This window comes from Shewanella sp. SNU WT4, from assembly GCF_006494715.1.
GTDB lineage: Bacteria > Pseudomonadota > Gammaproteobacteria > Enterobacterales > Shewanellaceae > Shewanella.
Map to the genome: position 1 here is coordinate 2,652,083 of NZ_CP041151.1, position 16,672 is coordinate 2,668,754.

The 16,672-nt window shown below is 43.5% G+C and carries 16 protein-coding genes; 7 read left to right on the top strand and 9 right to left on the bottom strand.

Annotation, left to right across the window (positions count from 1 at the left end; translation table 11 throughout):
- Position 1: 1 nt before the first annotated feature.
- From dcd to apbC, 3 genes are read right to left on the bottom strand one after another with little or no spacing between them, the layout of a single operon-like run.
- Positions 2-583, bottom strand: a complete 582-nt coding sequence (gene dcd, locus FJQ87_RS11875; protein WP_140934097.1) for a dCTP deaminase — start codon at positions 581-583, stop codon at positions 2-4.
- A 29-nt stretch (positions 584-612) separates the two neighbouring features.
- The gene (udk, locus tag FJQ87_RS11880) at positions 613-1,251 is read right to left on the bottom strand and encodes a uridine kinase (RefSeq protein WP_140932810.1); all 639 of its coding nucleotides are present in this window, start codon (positions 1,249-1,251) and stop codon (positions 613-615) included.
- A gap of 10 nt (positions 1,252-1,261) precedes the next feature.
- Positions 1,262-2,374: an iron-sulfur cluster carrier protein ApbC gene (apbC, locus tag FJQ87_RS11885; protein WP_140932811.1), complete on the bottom strand. Its 1,113-nt coding sequence runs from the start codon at positions 2,372-2,374 to the stop codon at positions 1,262-1,264.
- 224 nt (positions 2,375-2,598) lie between these two features.
- On the opposite strand from apbC, the gene metG reads away from it, so the two are divergent.
- The gene (metG, locus tag FJQ87_RS11890; RefSeq protein ID WP_140932812.1) at positions 2,599-4,620 is read left to right on the top strand and encodes a methionine--tRNA ligase; all 2,022 of its coding nucleotides are present in this window, start codon (positions 2,599-2,601) and stop codon (positions 4,618-4,620) included.
- Between the two features lie 149 nt (positions 4,621-4,769).
- Here the strand turns inward: metG and FJQ87_RS11895 are convergent, their stop codons facing one another.
- Entirely contained in the window at positions 4,770-5,270 is a 501-nt protein-coding gene (locus FJQ87_RS11895; protein WP_240778711.1) for a malate synthase, read from the bottom strand.
- Positions 5,271-5,395: 125 nt separating this feature from the next.
- Between FJQ87_RS11895 and FJQ87_RS11900 the strand changes: the two genes are divergently transcribed.
- Positions 5,396-6,925 carry a DUF3612 domain-containing protein gene (locus FJQ87_RS11900; RefSeq protein WP_140932813.1) on the top strand — a complete coding sequence of 510 codons (1,530 nt, stop codon included), beginning with the start codon at positions 5,396-5,398 and terminating at the stop codon, positions 6,923-6,925.
- A gap of 23 nt (positions 6,926-6,948) precedes the next feature.
- Here FJQ87_RS11900 and FJQ87_RS11905 read toward each other — a convergent pair whose 3' ends face one another.
- Positions 6,949-7,701 carry a Nif3-like dinuclear metal center hexameric protein gene (locus tag FJQ87_RS11905; RefSeq protein ID WP_140932814.1) on the bottom strand — a complete coding sequence of 251 codons (753 nt, stop codon included), beginning with the start codon at positions 7,699-7,701 and terminating at the stop codon, positions 6,949-6,951.
- 223 nt (positions 7,702-7,924) lie between these two features.
- The gene (locus FJQ87_RS11910) at positions 7,925-8,377 is read right to left on the bottom strand and encodes a glycine zipper 2TM domain-containing protein (protein WP_240778919.1); all 453 of its coding nucleotides are present in this window, start codon (positions 8,375-8,377) and stop codon (positions 7,925-7,927) included.
- A gap of 68 nt (positions 8,378-8,445) precedes the next feature.
- Between FJQ87_RS11910 and aat the strand changes: the two genes are divergently transcribed.
- The 3 genes from aat to infA all read left to right on the top strand — a co-directional run bounded on the left by aat (position 8,446) and on the right by infA (position 10,188).
- Complete coding sequence (gene aat, locus FJQ87_RS11915; protein WP_140932816.1) at positions 8,446-9,156, top strand: leucyl/phenylalanyl-tRNA--protein transferase; 711 nt, start codon at positions 8,446-8,448, stop codon at positions 9,154-9,156.
- Entirely contained in the window at positions 9,146-9,853 is a 708-nt protein-coding gene (locus tag FJQ87_RS11920) for an arginyltransferase (RefSeq protein ID WP_168195188.1), read from the top strand. Before aat ends, FJQ87_RS11920 begins: the two co-directional genes overlap by 11 nt.
- Positions 9,854-9,969: 116 nt before the next feature.
- Positions 9,970-10,188: a translation initiation factor IF-1 gene (gene infA / locus FJQ87_RS11925; RefSeq protein ID WP_026959988.1), complete on the top strand. Its 219-nt coding sequence runs from the start codon at positions 9,970-9,972 to the stop codon at positions 10,186-10,188.
- Between the two features lie 205 nt (positions 10,189-10,393).
- On the opposite strand, the gene clpA is transcribed toward infA, so the two are convergent.
- Positions 10,394-12,652: an ATP-dependent Clp protease ATP-binding subunit ClpA gene (gene clpA / locus FJQ87_RS11930; protein ID WP_140932817.1), complete on the bottom strand. Its 2,259-nt coding sequence runs from the start codon at positions 12,650-12,652 to the stop codon at positions 10,394-10,396.
- A 48-nt stretch (positions 12,653-12,700) separates the two neighbouring features.
- A complete protein-coding gene (gene clpS, locus FJQ87_RS11935) occupies positions 12,701-13,009 on the bottom strand; it encodes an ATP-dependent Clp protease adapter ClpS (RefSeq protein WP_140932818.1) in 309 nt (102 codons plus the stop codon).
- A 193-nt stretch (positions 13,010-13,202) separates the two neighbouring features.
- Between clpS and cspD the strand changes: the two genes are divergently transcribed.
- Positions 13,203-13,409 (top strand): cold shock domain-containing protein CspD, encoded by a 207-nt coding sequence (gene cspD / locus FJQ87_RS11940; protein WP_140932819.1) that lies wholly within the window; start codon positions 13,203-13,205, stop codon positions 13,407-13,409.
- 81 nt (positions 13,410-13,490) lie between these two features.
- Here cspD and FJQ87_RS11945 read toward each other — a convergent pair whose 3' ends face one another.
- The gene (locus FJQ87_RS11945) at positions 13,491-15,713 is read right to left on the bottom strand and encodes an NADP-dependent isocitrate dehydrogenase (RefSeq protein ID WP_140932820.1); all 2,223 of its coding nucleotides are present in this window, start codon (positions 15,711-15,713) and stop codon (positions 13,491-13,493) included.
- A 321-nt stretch (positions 15,714-16,034) separates the two neighbouring features.
- Here FJQ87_RS11945 and FJQ87_RS11950 point away from each other — a divergent pair, with 321 nt between their 5' ends.
- Positions 16,035-16,670 (top strand): pseudouridine synthase, encoded by a 636-nt coding sequence (locus FJQ87_RS11950; RefSeq protein WP_240778920.1) that lies wholly within the window; start codon positions 16,035-16,037, stop codon positions 16,668-16,670.
- The last annotated feature ends 2 nt before the right edge of the window (positions 16,671-16,672 follow it).

Consider the following 16,672-nt stretch of genomic DNA (forward strand, 5'->3'; position numbering starts at 1 on the left):
ATTAATCCTGACTGATCCTGCTGGCGACAGCATCTTGCTGATCTTTATATTTAGCATTGGTGCGCTGATTATAAGGACGAGCCACAGCATGATTCAAACGCTCAAAATTAAGCGCACCTATCACCATGTTAGGGCGTAACGCCAACGGCAATTTACCTGAATTAAAAAATTCCAACACTATCTTGCCAGACCAACCGGGATCAATGCGATGCGCGGTCACATGCACCATTAAACCTAAACGTGCTAACGATGAACGACCATCCAACCAACCAAGAATATCCGCAGGCAATGTCACACTTTCATGAGTCACAGCTAAAGCCAATTCCCCAGGGTGTAAGAAAAAAGCAGCATCAGGAGCAATATCAATGGGATCGCTCATGACTCTATCCATAGCTTGCTGAACCTCAGCCCGCGGACCGCTTAAATCAATAAAAGGCGCGTTATGAGCGTTAAATACTCGAAACGAATGACCAAGGCGCACATCCACACTGACGCCACTAATTGCATCCGCTGCAGGTCTTGGCTCAATAATAATGTCACCATTATCTAAAGCCTGTTCAATTTCGATATCGGTCAAACGCATAATGCCTTTCACTCCCAAAGGGATTGTCGTTATCGGGCCAATAAATGCTGAATTCTGGCCTTTAAAATGTCGGTTGCAATACGGTTTTTACCGCCACGAGGAACGATAATATCGGCATATTGCTTTGACGGTTCAATAAACTGTAAAAACATTGGACGTACTGTCTTTTTGTATTGGTCAATGACAGATTCCATGGTGCGGCCGCGTTCTTCAACATCGCGAGTTAAGCGACGTAAGAAACAAATATCCAGTGGAGTGTCCATAAATACACTCGCATCCATCAGTTGACGCAAACATGGGTCAGTCAGTAATAAAATACCTTCCAAAATAATGACCTTTTTAGGGGTCATGGTCATCACTTGCGGTAAACGTGTATGCTCAGTGTAAGAATACACAGGAACATCAACGGCTTGGCCCGCTTTAAGCGCGGTTAAGTGTTGACACAATAACTCATGATCTAACGCTTTAGGATGGTCATAGTTGGTCTTTACGCGCTGGTCCATCGACAAATGACCTTGATCACGATAATAAGCATCTTCATTGATCACACCGATTTGATCGGTGCCTAAGTCACGACATAACTCTTTATAAATGGTATTGGCAATAAGACTCTTACCAGAGGCTGATGCCCCAGCAATTGCGATAATGACACACTGCGACGAATTCATACTTTACCCTTTACTCATCATCTTCAACACTGATTGAAACCTGCGCTTGACGTTGCAATGTCGCAAGGCTCGCCCCCACTTTGCGGGCGATTTCCCGGTAAATTCCGGCGACATCACTGTCAGGGTTAGCCACCATAATTGGTGTGCCTTTGTCCATGGATTCTCTTAACGTTAGCTGTAGTGGCATAGATCCTAGCAACGGTAAGTTATAGCGCTTAGCTATCTCACTGCCGCCGTCGGCGCCGAATGGATGATCTTTGTGACCACATTCAGAGCAAACATGGAAACTCATATTTTCCACTACCCCTAATACTGGAATATTCACCTTTTGAAACATAGTGATGCCTTTTTTGGCATCCATTAAGGCAACATCTTGTGGGGTGGTCACCACCACGGCGCCACTCACTGGCACCTTTTGCGATAATGTTAACTGAATATCACCCGTTCCTGGTGGTAAATCTATGACCAAGTAGTCTAACTCAGGCCATAAAGTATCATTCACTAATTGAATTAACGCTCCAGCTGCCATCGGACCACGCCACACGGCAGCTTGGTCGTCCACCAGCATAAAGCCTATCGACTGCGCCGTAATGCCATGCGCCGTTGCCGCCGTCATCGATTTACCATCGGCAGACTGCGGTCTAAAGGAGGTCACTCCAAGCATGAGCGGAATAGATGGCCCATAAATATCGGCATCCAAAATCCCGACCTTAGCGCCTTCACTGGCTAAGGCTAAGGCCAAGTTAACGGCTGTCGTCGATTTACCAACGCCACCTTTGCCTGAAGCTACTGCAATAATTTGCTTTATCTGTTTTAAATTGGAATCTGGCGCCTGAGCATAGGCTGGCACTTGGAAATCAATCTCACATTCCACTTCATCGATTTCATCCAGTACAGCTAACGCCTTAGTTAAACTCATCACGCGTTGCTGATAACTGCTTTGACAAGGATAACGGTAGACTAAGCCCAACTGTAATCTTTTCCCTGCTAAAGCAAGCCGCGTGACCATGTTAGCCGCCACAAAACCTTGATTAAGATAAGGGTCAATTTGTTGGTCAAGAATCATGAGAACTTGCGAGAGCAAGGGTTCAGCGATACGAAAATCCGGTAATGTAACAGACATCTAGTGATCCCAATGGCGGGTTGTCATGCATCATGTTTGGTCAATTAGACCGCAAATGCTATCAACCTGAACTAAATTTCCAATAAATTTGGCCAAGTGTATCAGATATTGGCAAAAACATTAGTGTAGAAATACCCCAGTTAGCGTTTGTCTTGATGAAAATATGCTGTAGTTCGGTTAGTATCTACCTCATTAAGTCCTGATAAGCTGAGTTTTAAGACAAGATGGCAAATTCAACCCGTAAGATTTTAGTGACCAGTGCATTACCTTATGCCAATGGTCCAATTCACTTAGGTCATATGCTGGAATATGTTCAGACCGATATTTGGTCTCGTTTCCAAAAAATGCGCGGCCATGAGTGTCATTATATTTGTGCTGACGATGCCCACGGCACGCCAATTATGCTCAAAGCCCAACAACTGGGTATTGAGCCTGAAGAAATGATTGCTCAAGTTCAACAAGAACACATGCAAGATTTTGCTGATTTTAATATCGCTTTTGATAACTATCACAGCACTCATAGCCCTGAGAACCGTGAATTAGCCAGTGAAATCTATATTAAGCTGCGTGACAATGGTTATATCAAAAGTCGCACCATTTCTCAGTTATTTGATCCCGAAAAATTGATGTTCCTGCCAGACCGCTTTGTTAAGGGTACTTGCCCTAAGTGTCGCGCAGAAGATCAGTATGGCGATAACTGTGAAGTTTGTGGCGCCACTTATAATCCGACTGAAATGATCAACCCTAAGTCAGTGGTTTCAGGTGCGACTCCAGTCCTTAAAGAGACGGAACATTTCTTCTTTGACTTGCCAGCCTTTGAAGGCATGTTGAAAGAATGGACTCACTCAGGTTCACTGCAAACTGAAATGGCCAATAAGCTCAACGAATGGTTTGAGCAAGGATTACAACAATGGGACATCACTCGTGATGCGCCTTATTTCGGCTTTGAAATCCCAGATGCGCCGGGTAAGTATTTTTATGTGTGGTTGGATGCCCCAATAGGCTACATGGGCTCATTCAAAAACTACTGTAATAAACGTAACGACATAAACTTTGATGACTTTTGGGCAAAAGATTCAACGGCTGAAGTGTATCATTTCATCGGTAAAGACATTGTTTACTTCCACAGCTTATTCTGGCCTGCCATGTTAGAAGGCGCTGGCTTACGTAAGCCTAACAGTGTATTTGCTCATGGTTATGTCACAGTTAACGGCGCTAAAATGTCTAAATCTAAGGGCACCTTTATTAAGGCGCGTACTTATTTAGATCATTTAGACCCAGAGTTTTTGCGTTATTACTACGCAGCAAAACTGTCTAATCGCATCGATGACCTTGATTTAAATCTTGAAGATTTTGCTCAGCGTGTCAATTCAGATCTAGTGGGTAAACTAGTTAACTTAGCCTCTCGTACCGCAGGCTTTGTGACTAAGCGCTTTGATAGCAAATTAGCCGCCATCAGCGATATGTCACTCACCAATGAGTTTTTAGCTAAACAAGAAACTATTGCTGAATTCTATGAAGGTCGTGAGTACGGTAAAGCCATGCGTGAAATCATGGCATTAGCTGACATAGCCAATGCTTATGTTGCCGATGCCGCGCCATGGCAATTAGTCAAGCAAGAGGATCAGCAGCAACAAGCTCATCAAGTATGTTCTAATGCACTGAACTTGTTCCGTATCTTAGTGACTTATCTCAAACCTGTATTACCACGCTTAGCGGCTGACGTTGCAGACTTTATGAACCTTGAACTGCGTTGGGATAACCTTAATGCCGACTTAGCGGGTCATGAAATTAAGACTTTTAAAGCTATGATGCAGCGCGTTGATCTTGAAAAAATCGCAGCTATGGTTGAAGCCTCACAAGAAAACTTACAGCCACAGGCACCAGCCACCGGTCCTTTGATTGATGATCCGATTGCGCCAACCATCAGTTTTGATGAGTTTGCCAAGGTTGATTTACGCATTGCGCGCATTGTCAAAGCTGAACATGTCGCTGAAGCTGATAAATTACTGCGTTTACAGTTAGATATTGGTGGTGAAGTTCGCCAAGTATTTGCTGGCATTAAATCCGCTTATGCTCCAGAAGATCTTGAAGGCAAGCTGACCGTCATGGTCGCCAATTTAGCACCAAGAAAAATGCGCTTTGGTTTATCTGAAGGCATGGTGTTGGCCGCAGGCCCAGGTGGCCAAGATTTATGGATCTTAGAGCCCCATGAAGGCGCAGAACCTGGCATGAAAGTGAAGTAAAGCCAATCAAGGCTTTTACATAGGCTTTGACGCTAACCGTTTAACATCCTAATGTAAAAAACAACAATGCCAGTCATCACGACTGGCATTTTTTTCGTCTCTTAAACCATGAGTTTCTGGCAAACATCCATGTTTAAGAAAATTAGCTGTTATACCAAACAATAATCTTCGCCATCTTTGGCCGTGTATTGCTTGGCACTCGGTTTAATACCTTTGGTCTGAGTTTGTCCATGTAATAAGCTCACCCAAATATCACAGCCCTCACCGACTCGAGTTTGTAGCTGAATATCTTCGATGTTAGCAAGATCGCTCTGTCCCACTAAGCCTGCACTATCAAAACTTAATTCAACATGCACGGCACCGGTTTTTAATAAAATCGCACTAGGCGCTTCTTTATGACCGCATAATGCTACAAATTGTTGCGGCGCGACTAAACCACAGTGACTACCGTCTGCAAAACAAGCCAACAGGTGTTGATAGTAAACTAAGTAGCTAACGACCTGCTGATGACTTGAGCGAGTTAATGGACAATGAACATCTAAAAAGGCCTTAGCTTGAGCAAGTTTATCTTGCGAGGTTACCGACATGGCTTGACCGCTGCGCGATGAAACTCTTGATTGCGTTTGTTCTGAAGTTATTGTTGTTATCATGACCATATCCTCACCTTAAGTTGCCAGATTTTATTGTTACACGAGCTTTTGCTTGCTTAATTTGAAGTCTACGCCAAATTTCGCTACAATTTCACAATAAAAATTTTACAATGTGAATTTTACAAATGAAGACATCTACCAGCTTGATTCGTCAGTCACATTTCTTAGGGACTAAAATTCGTAACTTACGTAAGCGCAATCACCTGACCATAGAGGACTTATCATCTCGCTGTATCCGCGTTAACCCCAATGCAGCGCCTTCAGTGTCTTATCTGTCTATGATTGAGCGCGGTAAACGAGTACCTAGCAACGCTATGCTTGAAGTGATAGCCACCGTCTTTCAAAAAGATATCCATTGGTTTTTAGATGATATGCCGCAAACCAGCGACATCACGCCTAACAAGGGTCGCAAAGGTGGTATTACAGGCATGGCATTAGAGCCTAGTTTTTTATTTTCACAAGACATTCTACAAATCGCTATTCCAGAAATGTTATCGCAGACAGGTATTAGTGGGCGCCAATTTGCACATCTATTAATTCGTGCCCATCAAGAGCACAATCAAAATCACTTTCCCGATATTGAAAGAGCGGCTGAATCCATAGGACTTAAAAATTTAGGATTAAGTGTTGATGAGTTATTTTCGCTCTGTATCGCCCAAGGACTTTACATTCGTTGGATTGAGCATGCCTCGCAGTCATTAGGCAATGAGTTAGGCCTACGGTCACAACAGATAATGACCTCTTATTTTGATCCGCCTCATACCTTATGTATCAATCCTTTATTAAAACAGTTTCCAACCCGCCTTAAATACGATTTAGCCGTACATATTGGTCATAGGGTGTTACATAACAATGAATCGAGTCCAAGCGTATTATATGTAGGCCGTAACCACTTACTTGAAGATGATGATAGCCAAACCTCATTGACTCCTAACGCTCAAGACATTTTACAAGCATGGCGAGATTTTGAATCGAGCTTCTTTGCTGGCGCATTATTATGCCCGAAAGTACCCTATCGCCAGTTACTAGACCGTCATGGCTATGAAATTAATATCCATGAAAAAATCGGTGTTTCAGCGTCTGTTGCCATGCGGCGAATGACGGTGGCCTCACCTTACCCTCACTGGCATTATTTTGATGCTTATGCACCTGGGAAATTAAAAGCTGTGTATCGTGGCAATGGGATCCCGCTCCCTTGGGGTAATATGCGAGAGGTTGCCGATCCTTGCCAACACTGGGCAGTGTTTAGAATGATTAACGCCGAAGCTAAAGGCTCAAGCGCCCAAATTTCTATTTTAAATGTTGATGATAAACCAAGAATTTATTGCTGTGAGTCATTACGGGTACAAGACATGGTGGGAAATCAGCACGTATTGTGCGCTGGCATTGATTTAAACCCTGCCATCGATGCGCAATCGGGTGATAGCCAAGAGATGGCCGCAGAATTACAGCGCTTATGTGTTGAACGTGGTGGCGAGAGTGTCATACCTGCCACCATCAAACGCAAACTCACCTCAGTGGCTAAGATACTCAATATAAACTGGATAGAAAGGGGCATAAATACCCCTGCAAAATTAATCTGTTCCAGGGGGAATGTCTGCCCTCGCCAACCGAGTTGCTATCATCAAGGTCATAATCAGTGCCAAGATGACTGACAATCGAAGTGAAAGCCTATGGATTAGACTGGGTTGTTAATATCAATAAAGACATGTTCAAGACCAAAGGTAGCGGCTAAATGCTCGCCTAAGGCCTCAATGCCATAGCGCTCAGTGGCATGATGGCCCGCACCAAAATAGACGATATCGAGCTCATTGGCGGTGTGGAAGGTGCGCTCAGATGCTTCACCACTGATGAATGCATCAACGCCAAAACGTGCCGCGATATCAATATAATCTTGCGCGCCGCCAGTGCACCAAGCGACTGTTTTCATCGCTTTTTGATGATCACCAAGCACAAGTGGTGCTCTAGCTAACCGCTCGCTAATATGCTCACCAAAGGCGACCGCAGACATTGCACTTGGCAATTCACCTTTCCACACTAATCCCTGAGCAACACCACTAATTGCCGCCATATTAGTTAAACCTAACACTTGCCCAAGTCTTGCATTGTTACCCAAAGTGGCATGACCATCTAATGGCAAATGATAAGCTAATAAATTGATATTGTTATTTAACAGACCTTGTATGCGCTTTTGTTTAATGCCAACAATACACGGGTCTTCGCCTTTCCAAAAAAAACCATGGTGGACCAAAATCGCATCGGCCTTTTCAGCAATCGCTGCGTCAATTAACGCTTGGCATGCCGTCACACCAGTAACGATTTTTGAAATTGTCGCCTTACCCTCGATTTGCAAACCGTTAGGCGCGTAATCTTGATAATTGCTGACGCTGAGGAAGTCTTGTAAGTGATCCAGTAACTCTTGACGATTCATAGTGATAAACCTTAATAACATTAAGCTTAGTGTACTAATAAAACGCCTAGGTTTCATTATTCATCAGTCAAGCCCACACCTGCCACTATTGAATATTTGACTGGAAAATGCCGCTATCCATAAATCCACAATCGCCTAGGACCCAGGTTTCATAGAAAGAAACCATTAATATAGCCAGCATCAATGGCCTCCATGCAAGATTATTCTCTTGGCAAAGTGCACATTACATTGCGATATCCACACGCACAGAGGATGGAAAATACACGACTCTCACTCTATCACCAGTAGCCAATGGCATTGCAGGATCAGGAGTCTGAATGACCATCACTTCTTGACCATCATCTTGCTTAATAAGTAATTCAATTAGCTGATAAGAGACGGTATAAGATTGATTTTGCTGATTGGCTAAACCGCCTCCAATCAATGCTCCTAACACAGTCGCCACATCTTGTCCGCTACCACCGCCAAATTGATGACCAATCACACCACCTAATAACGCGCCACCAAAGGTTTTCCAGCCTAAGTGACTATCTTCCACCAGCTCACTTTGCGTTATCAATCGTTTAGATTGAATATCACCGTAAACAACTTTATTGACTGGGAGGGCTTGATCCCTTTGGTACACACTTTGCCCAAATGCTGCAAAACTCATCCATAAAACTAAAAGAATGAACATTCTAGGTTTCAACATAAGCTAATTTCCGCTAATTTATAATAAAGTCACCAAGGCTCGCAGACCTAATAGTGAACACCCTGTCTTATCTTGATCATCAATTAAGCTCTTTCCCTTCTCCAGAGCAGGCATTAACTGAACCTAATGGTTTGCTAGCTATCGGAGGAGATTTAAGTTGCCAACGTTTACTTAGCGCCTATTACCATGGCATTTTCCCTTGGTTCAATCAAGATGATCCTATCCTGTGGTGGTCTCCCGATCCCAGAGCCATTTTTATCCCCGGCGAGATACATATTAGTGCCAGTTTAAAAAAATCCCTCAAAAAACAATCCTGGCGTTTTACCATCAACCATAGCTTCAGTGATGTCATCAACGCATGCGCAGCCCCAAGAGCTCAGCAGGCTGGCACTTGGATAAGTGAGCAGATTATTTCAGCTTATGAGCAATTGCATCATCAAGGACGTGCACATTCATTTGAGGTCTGGCAGCAAGACAGATTAATTGGTGGTCTTTATGGGATTAATATCGGGCAAGTTTTTTGTGGTGAATCTATGTTTCATACTGAAACCAACGCCTCAAAAGCCGCTTTAATCATGCTGCAACAACATCTATTGCGCTTTAACTGCCAATTAATAGATGCGCAAGTAATGAACCCACATCTGCAATCCTTAGGGGCAATAACGATTAAACGCTCCGAATTCTTGCAGCAACTGTATAGATTAAGGCAAACCACTATATCTGCAGAATGCTGGCAACCGCAGGAGATTACTCTTGAACTCTGAAACCATGACTGTTCCCATAGGAATAAGCCAAATCTTTCCCTGCAGCTACCTAGCGAGCCAACAAGAGCAATTATTAGTTATCCAGCAGTCTGTCACCCCACAATTGTATGAACGTTTGATGGCGCTAGGCTTTAGGCGCAGCGGTCAATCTATCTATCAACCAAGGTGCCCTCAATGCTCCGCATGCCAACCCATACGAATCAATAGTCAACAATTTACGCCATCATCGAGACAGAAACGTAATGCCCGTAAAGGCAGTCACCTTAGTTGGCAAATCAAGCATACCCCCTGTGATGATCATTATTCACGCTATGAAAAATACATCCGCTTACGCCATGCAGATGGTGCCATGTTCCCTCCAAGCCTGGAGCAATATCAGGATTTTTTAATCTGCAATTGGTTAGAGCAGTTATACATTGAACTCTATGACGGTGACAAATTAATCGGGGTCGCAGTGACTGATTGCACTATGAATAGTTTATCAGCGGTTTACAGCTACTTCGATCCTGATTATGAAGCCTTATCTCCAGGAAATTTATTAATATTAAAACAGTTAGCCATAGCCAAACAGTTAGCAAAAGATTACGTTTATTTGGGTTACCAGATAGATGCTAACCGCAAAATGTGCTATAAACGCCAATTCCGTCCGTATGAAATACTGACAACACAGGGATGGGTGACGTCGGCAGAAATCTGATGTTCCGACGAGAGCCACAAGTGGCTTCTCCTGCTCACGCAGCGCTTTACAGCAGCGGCTTTTTGCGGCATGATACGCCCGTTTTTAATATTCGAAGGCTATGGGACAATTAATTAATGGCGAAAGAAGACAACATTGAGATGCAAGGCACCATTTTGGAGACCTTGCCAAATACAATGTTCCGCGTAGAACTGGAAAATGGTCATGTTGTGACCGCACACATTTCAGGCAAAATGCGCAAAAACTACATCCGCATCCTGACCGGCGACAAAGTTACCGTTCAGTTGACTCCATATGATCTGAGCAAAGGTCGTATCGTCTTCCGCGCACGTTAATTTCTACGCCACGCCTGCGAAATATCGTATTGTTAAACCCGGTAAAACCGGGTTTTTTTATTGCATCAGCAGGTTGGTAAAACAGTTGTTAAAATACGCTGTCATAAAAAAAGGTCGCCGAAGCGACCTTTTTTATTACCTATAATATTAGCTAGGTATTTACTCGTGAACTAACTATTGCCCATACAGGGACATATGCTAAAACTTATGCCGGGACTAAGGCTTCGACTTTTACTACAATCTCACCATTGATGGCATCTACAAACGCGGTGCCACCGGTCTCTAATGAACCGAATAAAATCTCATCCGCTAATGGGCGCTTGATTAATTCAGTGACCACACGAGCCATTGGACGAGCTCCCATGGTCTTATCGTAACCCTTTTCAGCTAACAGAGTTCTGGCTTCATCGGTTACTTCCAGTGTCACACGTTTATCATCAAGCTGTGCTTGCAACTCCACTAAAAACTTATCAACGACTTTAGCTATGATGGCCATATCGAGATGGTTAAACCACACTATCGCATCGAGTCTATTTCTAAATTCCGGTGAAAAGACCCGGTTAATTTCAGTCATCGCATCTAAAGTGTGATCTTGTTGCTGGAAACCAATGGACTTACGAATGGTTTCGTGCACGCCTGCGTTAGTGGTCATGACGACTGTCACATGCCTAAAATCAGCTTTGCGACCGTTATTATCAGTCAGCTTACCGTGATCCATTACCTGTAATAGCAGGTTATAAATATCCGGGTGTGCCTTTTCAATTTCATCGAGCAAAATCACACAATGAGGATTCTTGATCACGGCATCAGTAAGCAAACCACCTTGATCAAAGCCAACATAACCAGGAGGCGCACCTATCAAGCGTGATACCGCATGGGATTCCATATATTCTGACATATCAAAACGGATAACCTTCAGATTTAAGCACTTGCCTAACTGATTGGTGACTTCCGTCTTACCAACGCCTGTGGGACCGGCAAATAAGAAGCTGCCGACAGGTTTATTTTCGTGACCTAAACCGCTGCGAGAGAGACGAATAGAAGCACTTAACGTTTCAATCGCCTTATCTTGACCAAATACTACCATCTTAAGATTTCGCTCAAGATTCTTCAGCATTTCTTTATCAGACATTGAAACCGATTTTTCAGGAATTCTGGCCATGCGCGAAATAATATATTCAATCTCAGCCTGCCCAATCGTTTTCTTACGTTTACTCAATGGCAGCATCACCATTCTAGCGCCCGCTTCATCTATCACATCAATGGCTTTGTCCGGTAAGTGACGGTCATTAATATGCTTAGCTGATAAGGTCGCGGCACTTACCAACGCGGCGTGGGTATAACGCACACCATGATGCTCTTCATACTTACTTTTAAGGCCTTGTAAAATCCGCGTGGTTTCACTAATGCTTGGTTCATTAACATCAATTTTTTGGAAACGTCTAGCTAGAGCCCTATCCTTTTCAAAAATACTTTGATATTCCTGAAAAGTGGTCGAGCCCATACAGCGAAGTTTACCACCAGATAACAACGGTTTAAGTAAATTAGAGGCATCCATTACGCCACCAGATGCGGCCCCTGCACCTATAATGGTATGAATTTCGTCGATAAATAAAATGGCATGTTTATCAGCCATTAATTCTTTTAATAAACTTTTAAAGCGTTTTTCAAAATCACCGCGGTACTTGGTACCCGCGAGTAACGCACCAAGATCTAGCGAATACACAGTAGCCTTTGCCATAATATCTGGCACGTTCTTATTGACTATCTGATACGCCAAGCCCTCAGCAATCGCCGTTTTACCCACTCCGGCTTCACCCACTAACAGTGGATTATTTTTACGGCGGCGGCATAAAATTTGAATCGTGCGTTCAATTTCCAGATCGCGACCAATCAAGGGATCGATACTACCCGCTAACACCGCTGCATTCAGATTGCTAGTAAACTGCGACAACATACTGTTATCTTCAGACTCTTCCGATTTTTCTTCACTGGCAGGTTCTTCATCAAAATTCATGTTTTCATCTTGCTTGTTAAAGCCATGAGATAGGAAATTGACTACATCCAGACGACTGATATCGCTGCGACGTAAAAGATAAACGGCTTGTGATTCTTGTTCAGAAAAAATGGCGACTAATACGTTAGCACCAGTCACTTCTTGTCGACCAGAAGATTGCACATGAAATACTGCACGTTGCAGTACCCGCTGAAAACCGAGCGTTGGTTGAGTTTCGCGCCCTTCTGTATCTGATTGCGGGATCAGAGGAGTGGTTTGTTGGATAAATTGCTCTACATCGAGACGCAACTTATCAAGCTTAGCACCACAAGCGACTAAAGCTTCTTGAGCAGCTGGATTATCAATTAATGCCAGCAACAAATGCTCTACGGTCATATACTCATGACGCGCATCTCTGGCTTGCTGAAACGCCAGGTTTAAGGTGACTTCAAGATCTTTGTTCAGCATACGCACCCCCTAAAAAAATGCCAAGACTTGTGCGGTTGACTACCAGATTTACGCTTTCTCAAAAGAACACAGTAACGGATGATCATTCTCTCTGGCAAATTGATTTACTTGCATCACTTTAGTCTCCGCAATATCAAAAGGATACATACCACAGACTGCTTTCCCTTGGTGATGAACTGTCAGCATAATATCTGTCGCTTTTTCATCAGTTAGGTTAAAAAACAACTTCAACACCTCAATGACAAAATCCATTGGGGTGTAATCATCATTATTCAGGATCACCAAATACATAGAAGGTGGTGTAACTTCAGCTATTTGAAGTTCCTGAAGCTTTTCAATATTTCCAACTTTTCCCATATTGCAATATTAGCCTCTAAAATTGGTTGCGACCAATTGATAAATAGAAATAAAACAATTGTTATTCAATTGTTAACTTTCGCTTGACATCCAACAGGCCTGCTTTCATTCTGTTACTTAGGCGGAGAAAAAGGAACCGCTTACTAGGTTTTACTATTTTACTGGGAAGTAGACAATAGAAGGAAGTGGAAGTATGGCTAGCGGAACTGTTAAATGGTTCAACAACGCCAAAGGATTCGGGTTTATTTGTCCGGACGCAGGCGGTGAAGATGTATTTGCGCATTACTCAACAATCACTATGGAAGGCTATAGAACTCTAAAAGCAGGCCAACCGGTTGAGTTTGAAGTGGAGCAAGGCCCAAAAGGCATGCATGCTTCAGCAATATCACCTGTATTATAAGCATAGGTGCTTCCTCTTCACTGAGGAATGAACAGATAAAAAAGGCAGGTTGTCCCTGCCTTTTTTATTATTTTAAATCAATCAAATAGATAATAGTTGATTGAGAATAGCACTAGGGCGCATCACAGCATTGGCTTTATTATCATCAAGACGATAATAACCCCCTAAATCTACGGCTTTGCCCTGAACACTATTAAGCTGCTCAACAATCGCCACTTCATTATCCAATAACGCTTGGCTTAACACATTAAAATCACTGGCTAAATCAGTATCATCCGTTTGTTGAGCCATGGCCTGCGCCCAATACATAGCAAGATAAAAATGACTGCCGCGATTATCAATATCACCGACTCTGCGCGTAGGTGACTTATTTTGTTCAAGGAAGCGGCCGATAGCTATGTCGAGCGCTTTTGCCATAATCAGCGCCGAAGGGTTATCTGTGGTTTGACCTAAATGCTCTAATGAGGCTGCTAACGCTAAAAACTCACCGAGCGAATCCCAGCGTAAATGGTTGTCTTGCACTAACTGCTCAACATGTTTAGGCGCGCTGCCACCAGCACCAGTTTCAAACAGACCACCACCATTCATTAACGGCACAATAGACAGCATTTTAGCACTGGTGCCTAGTTCTAAAATGGGGAACAAATCGGTGAGATAGTCACGTAACACGTTGCCAGTAACTGAAATGGTGTCTAAACCCTCTCTAATTCGTGCTAAGGTCTGCAAAGTCGCCGCCACTGGCGCTAGAATTTGGATATCTAGCCCTTTGGTGTCGTGCTCTTTAAGGTATTTTTCAACCTTTACAATCAACTGACTATCATGAGCGCGTTCGCTGTCTAACCAGAAAATCGCGGGAGTGTGTGACAAGCGCGCACGGTTAACCGCAAGTTTTACCCAATCGCGAATAGGAGCATCTTTTACCTGACACATGCGCCATACATCACCAGTGTCAACACTATGCTGCATAAGCACTTGCCCTTGACTATCAATCACTTTAACCACACCCGCTGATTGCATTTCAAAGGTTTTATCATGGCTACCATATTCTTCCGCTTTTTGTGCCATTAAGCCCACGTTTGGCACACTGCCCATAGTGCGCGGATCAAAGGCGCCATGCTGCTTACAAAAATCTATGGTGGCTTGATAAACACCGGCATAGCAGCGATCTGGGACCATAGCTTTAGTGTCTTTTGGTTGACCATCAGGGCCCCACATTTGACCAGAAGTGCGGATCATCGCTGGCATAGAGGCATCGATAATCACATCACTAGGTACATGCAAGTTGGTAATACCTTTATCGGAATTAACCATTGCTAGCGCAGGCTGCTTGCGATAAACCTCAGCTAAATCGGTCAAAATAGCGTTTTTGGTTTCTGTGTCTAAGGTTTCTAACTTGCTATATAAGTCACCAATACCGTTGTTAACATCAACGCCAAGCTGCTCAATCACACCGGCGTACTTGGTCAGTACCTCTTGATAAAATACCGACACCGCATGACCAAAGAATATTGGGTCAGATACTTTCATCATGGTCGCTTTAAGATGCAAAGATAACAACACATCTTGCTCTTTAGCCTTGGCGATTTCTTGCTGATAAAACGCGATTAACTCACGCTTACTCATCACCGCGGCATCAATGATTTCGCCAGCAAGCACCTTTACTGGCGCACGCAAGGGTTGCTGCTTACCTTGGTGTTCAAAAATAATTGAAACTGAATCATCCTTGGTCAGCGTAACCGATTGCTCACTGCCATAAAAATCGCCGGACTGCATATGAGCCACATGAGTGGCAGAGCTTGATTGCCAAGCGCCCATGCTATGCGGATGTTTGCGCGCATAATTTTTTACAGACAAAGGCGCGCGGCGGTCGGAATTGCCTTCACGCAATACGGGATTAACCGCACTGCCTTTAATCTTGTCATAGGTTTTCTTGATGGCTTGTTGCTTGGCATCTTGCGGATCATCAGGATAATTAGGTAATTGATAGCCTTGTTGTTGTAATTCTTTAATGCAGGCTTTTAATTGTGGTTCAGAAGCACTGATGTTGGGCAGCTTGATGATATTGGCTTGCGGTAACGTCGCTAATTCTCCTAACAGGGCTAAATCATCAGGTATTTGCTGCTCTGGCGATAAATACTCAGCAAAATTAGCAATAATCCGACCAGATAAGGAAATATCGCGAGTCTCAATGTGAACACCGGCTTTATGAGCAAACGATTGAATAATCGGGAGTAATGAATATGTCGCCAATGCTGGAGCTTCATCGGTCTGGGTATAGATGATTGTCGGTCTTGTTACGTCCATTTTACGTCCTACTTTATTATAATGATTTCCTGAGGGCGGCGACATAAAGCACTTGTTAGCTTTCTTTACGTTTGGCATTCATTGCCAACCAACCGCCCGACGTTACTTCACAAAAAACATTAAATATCAACTAAAGTCACAATTACAGCCCACATCATAGAGCATTCAAGACAAGATTCAAATTCCACTCATCATCAATCACAAGTAAACTATTAACAAACCGAATGACGATAAATCGCAGTGACAGTCTCAAACTCTTGGAAAAAACGCATCAATAAGCCCGCAACTCAGTCGACTAAACGATCCCTGACGACAACCAACGTGGGTAAAGCGCGCGCTACTGCTAAAAAACCGCGGCGGCCACGAGCGGCCAATCCCATCATAGTGTTATTCAATAAACCCTTTGATGTACTTTGCCAATTTACCGATGAAAACGGCCGAAAAACATTAAAAGATTATATTGATATTGCTGATGTCTATGCGGCCGGGCGACTCGATAGAGACAGTGAAGGCTTGTTATTACTCACCAATGATGGACTACTACAGGCAAAACTCACCCAACCCAATAAAAAAACATGGAAAACTTATTGGGTACAGGTTGAAGGTGAACCTACTGATGATGCGATTAACGCTTTGTGTCAGGGCGTTGAACTTAAAGATGGCATGACCTTACCAGCCAAAGTTAAGCTGATAGCAGAACCCAATATCTGGCCAAGAACACCTGCGGTGAGAGAGCGCAAAGCCATCCCCACTCGATGGCTGGAAATTAAAATTTGTGAAGGTCGCAACCGCCAAGTGCGCCGTATGACGGCACACGTAGGGTTCCCGACATTAAGGCTGATTCGAGCTGCCATTGGTGAATATCATTTACAGGATTTAGCTAACGGCGAATTTCGCGTCTTAACTCATAACGACACTGATGCGGGCATTAACATTAATGCCAACGTTAAAGGTTAACT

Bases quoted from the DNA above. Each gene is read 5' to 3' on its own strand.
- FJQ87_RS11905 (WP_140932814.1), bottom strand. From the start codon at position 7,701: ATGAATCGTCAAGAGTTACTGGATCACTTACAAGACTTCCTCAGCGTC.
- clpA (WP_140932817.1), bottom strand. From the start codon at position 12,652: ATGCTGAACAAAGATCTTGAAGTCACCTTAAACCTGGCGTTTCAGCAA.
- FJQ87_RS11945 (WP_140932820.1), bottom strand. From the start codon at position 15,713: ATGGACGTAACAAGACCGACAATCATCTATACCCAGACCGATGAAGCT.
- dcd (WP_140934097.1), bottom strand. From the start codon at position 583: ATGCGTTTGACCGATATCGAAATTGAACAGGCTTTAGATAATGGTGAC.
- cspD (WP_140932819.1), top strand. From the start codon at position 13,203: ATGGCTAGCGGAACTGTTAAATGGTTCAACAACGCCAAAGGATTCGGG.
- metG (WP_140932812.1), top strand. From the start codon at position 2,599: ATGGCAAATTCAACCCGTAAGATTTTAGTGACCAGTGCATTACCTTAT.
- clpS (WP_140932818.1), bottom strand. From the start codon at position 13,009: ATGGGAAAAGTTGGAAATATTGAAAAGCTTCAGGAACTTCAAATAGCT.
- udk (WP_140932810.1), bottom strand. From the start codon at position 1,251: ATGAATTCGTCGCAGTGTGTCATTATCGCAATTGCTGGGGCATCAGCC.
- FJQ87_RS11900 (WP_140932813.1), top strand. From the start codon at position 5,396: ATGAAGACATCTACCAGCTTGATTCGTCAGTCACATTTCTTAGGGACT.
- apbC (WP_140932811.1), bottom strand. From the start codon at position 2,374: ATGTCTGTTACATTACCGGATTTTCGTATCGCTGAACCCTTGCTCTCG.
- infA (WP_026959988.1), top strand. From the start codon at position 9,970: ATGGCGAAAGAAGACAACATTGAGATGCAAGGCACCATTTTGGAGACC.
- FJQ87_RS11910 (WP_240778919.1), bottom strand. From the start codon at position 8,377: ATGTTCATTCTTTTAGTTTTATGGATGAGTTTTGCAGCATTTGGGCAA.
- FJQ87_RS11895 (WP_240778711.1), bottom strand. From the start codon at position 5,270: ATGATAACAACAATAACTTCAGAACAAACGCAATCAAGAGTTTCATCG.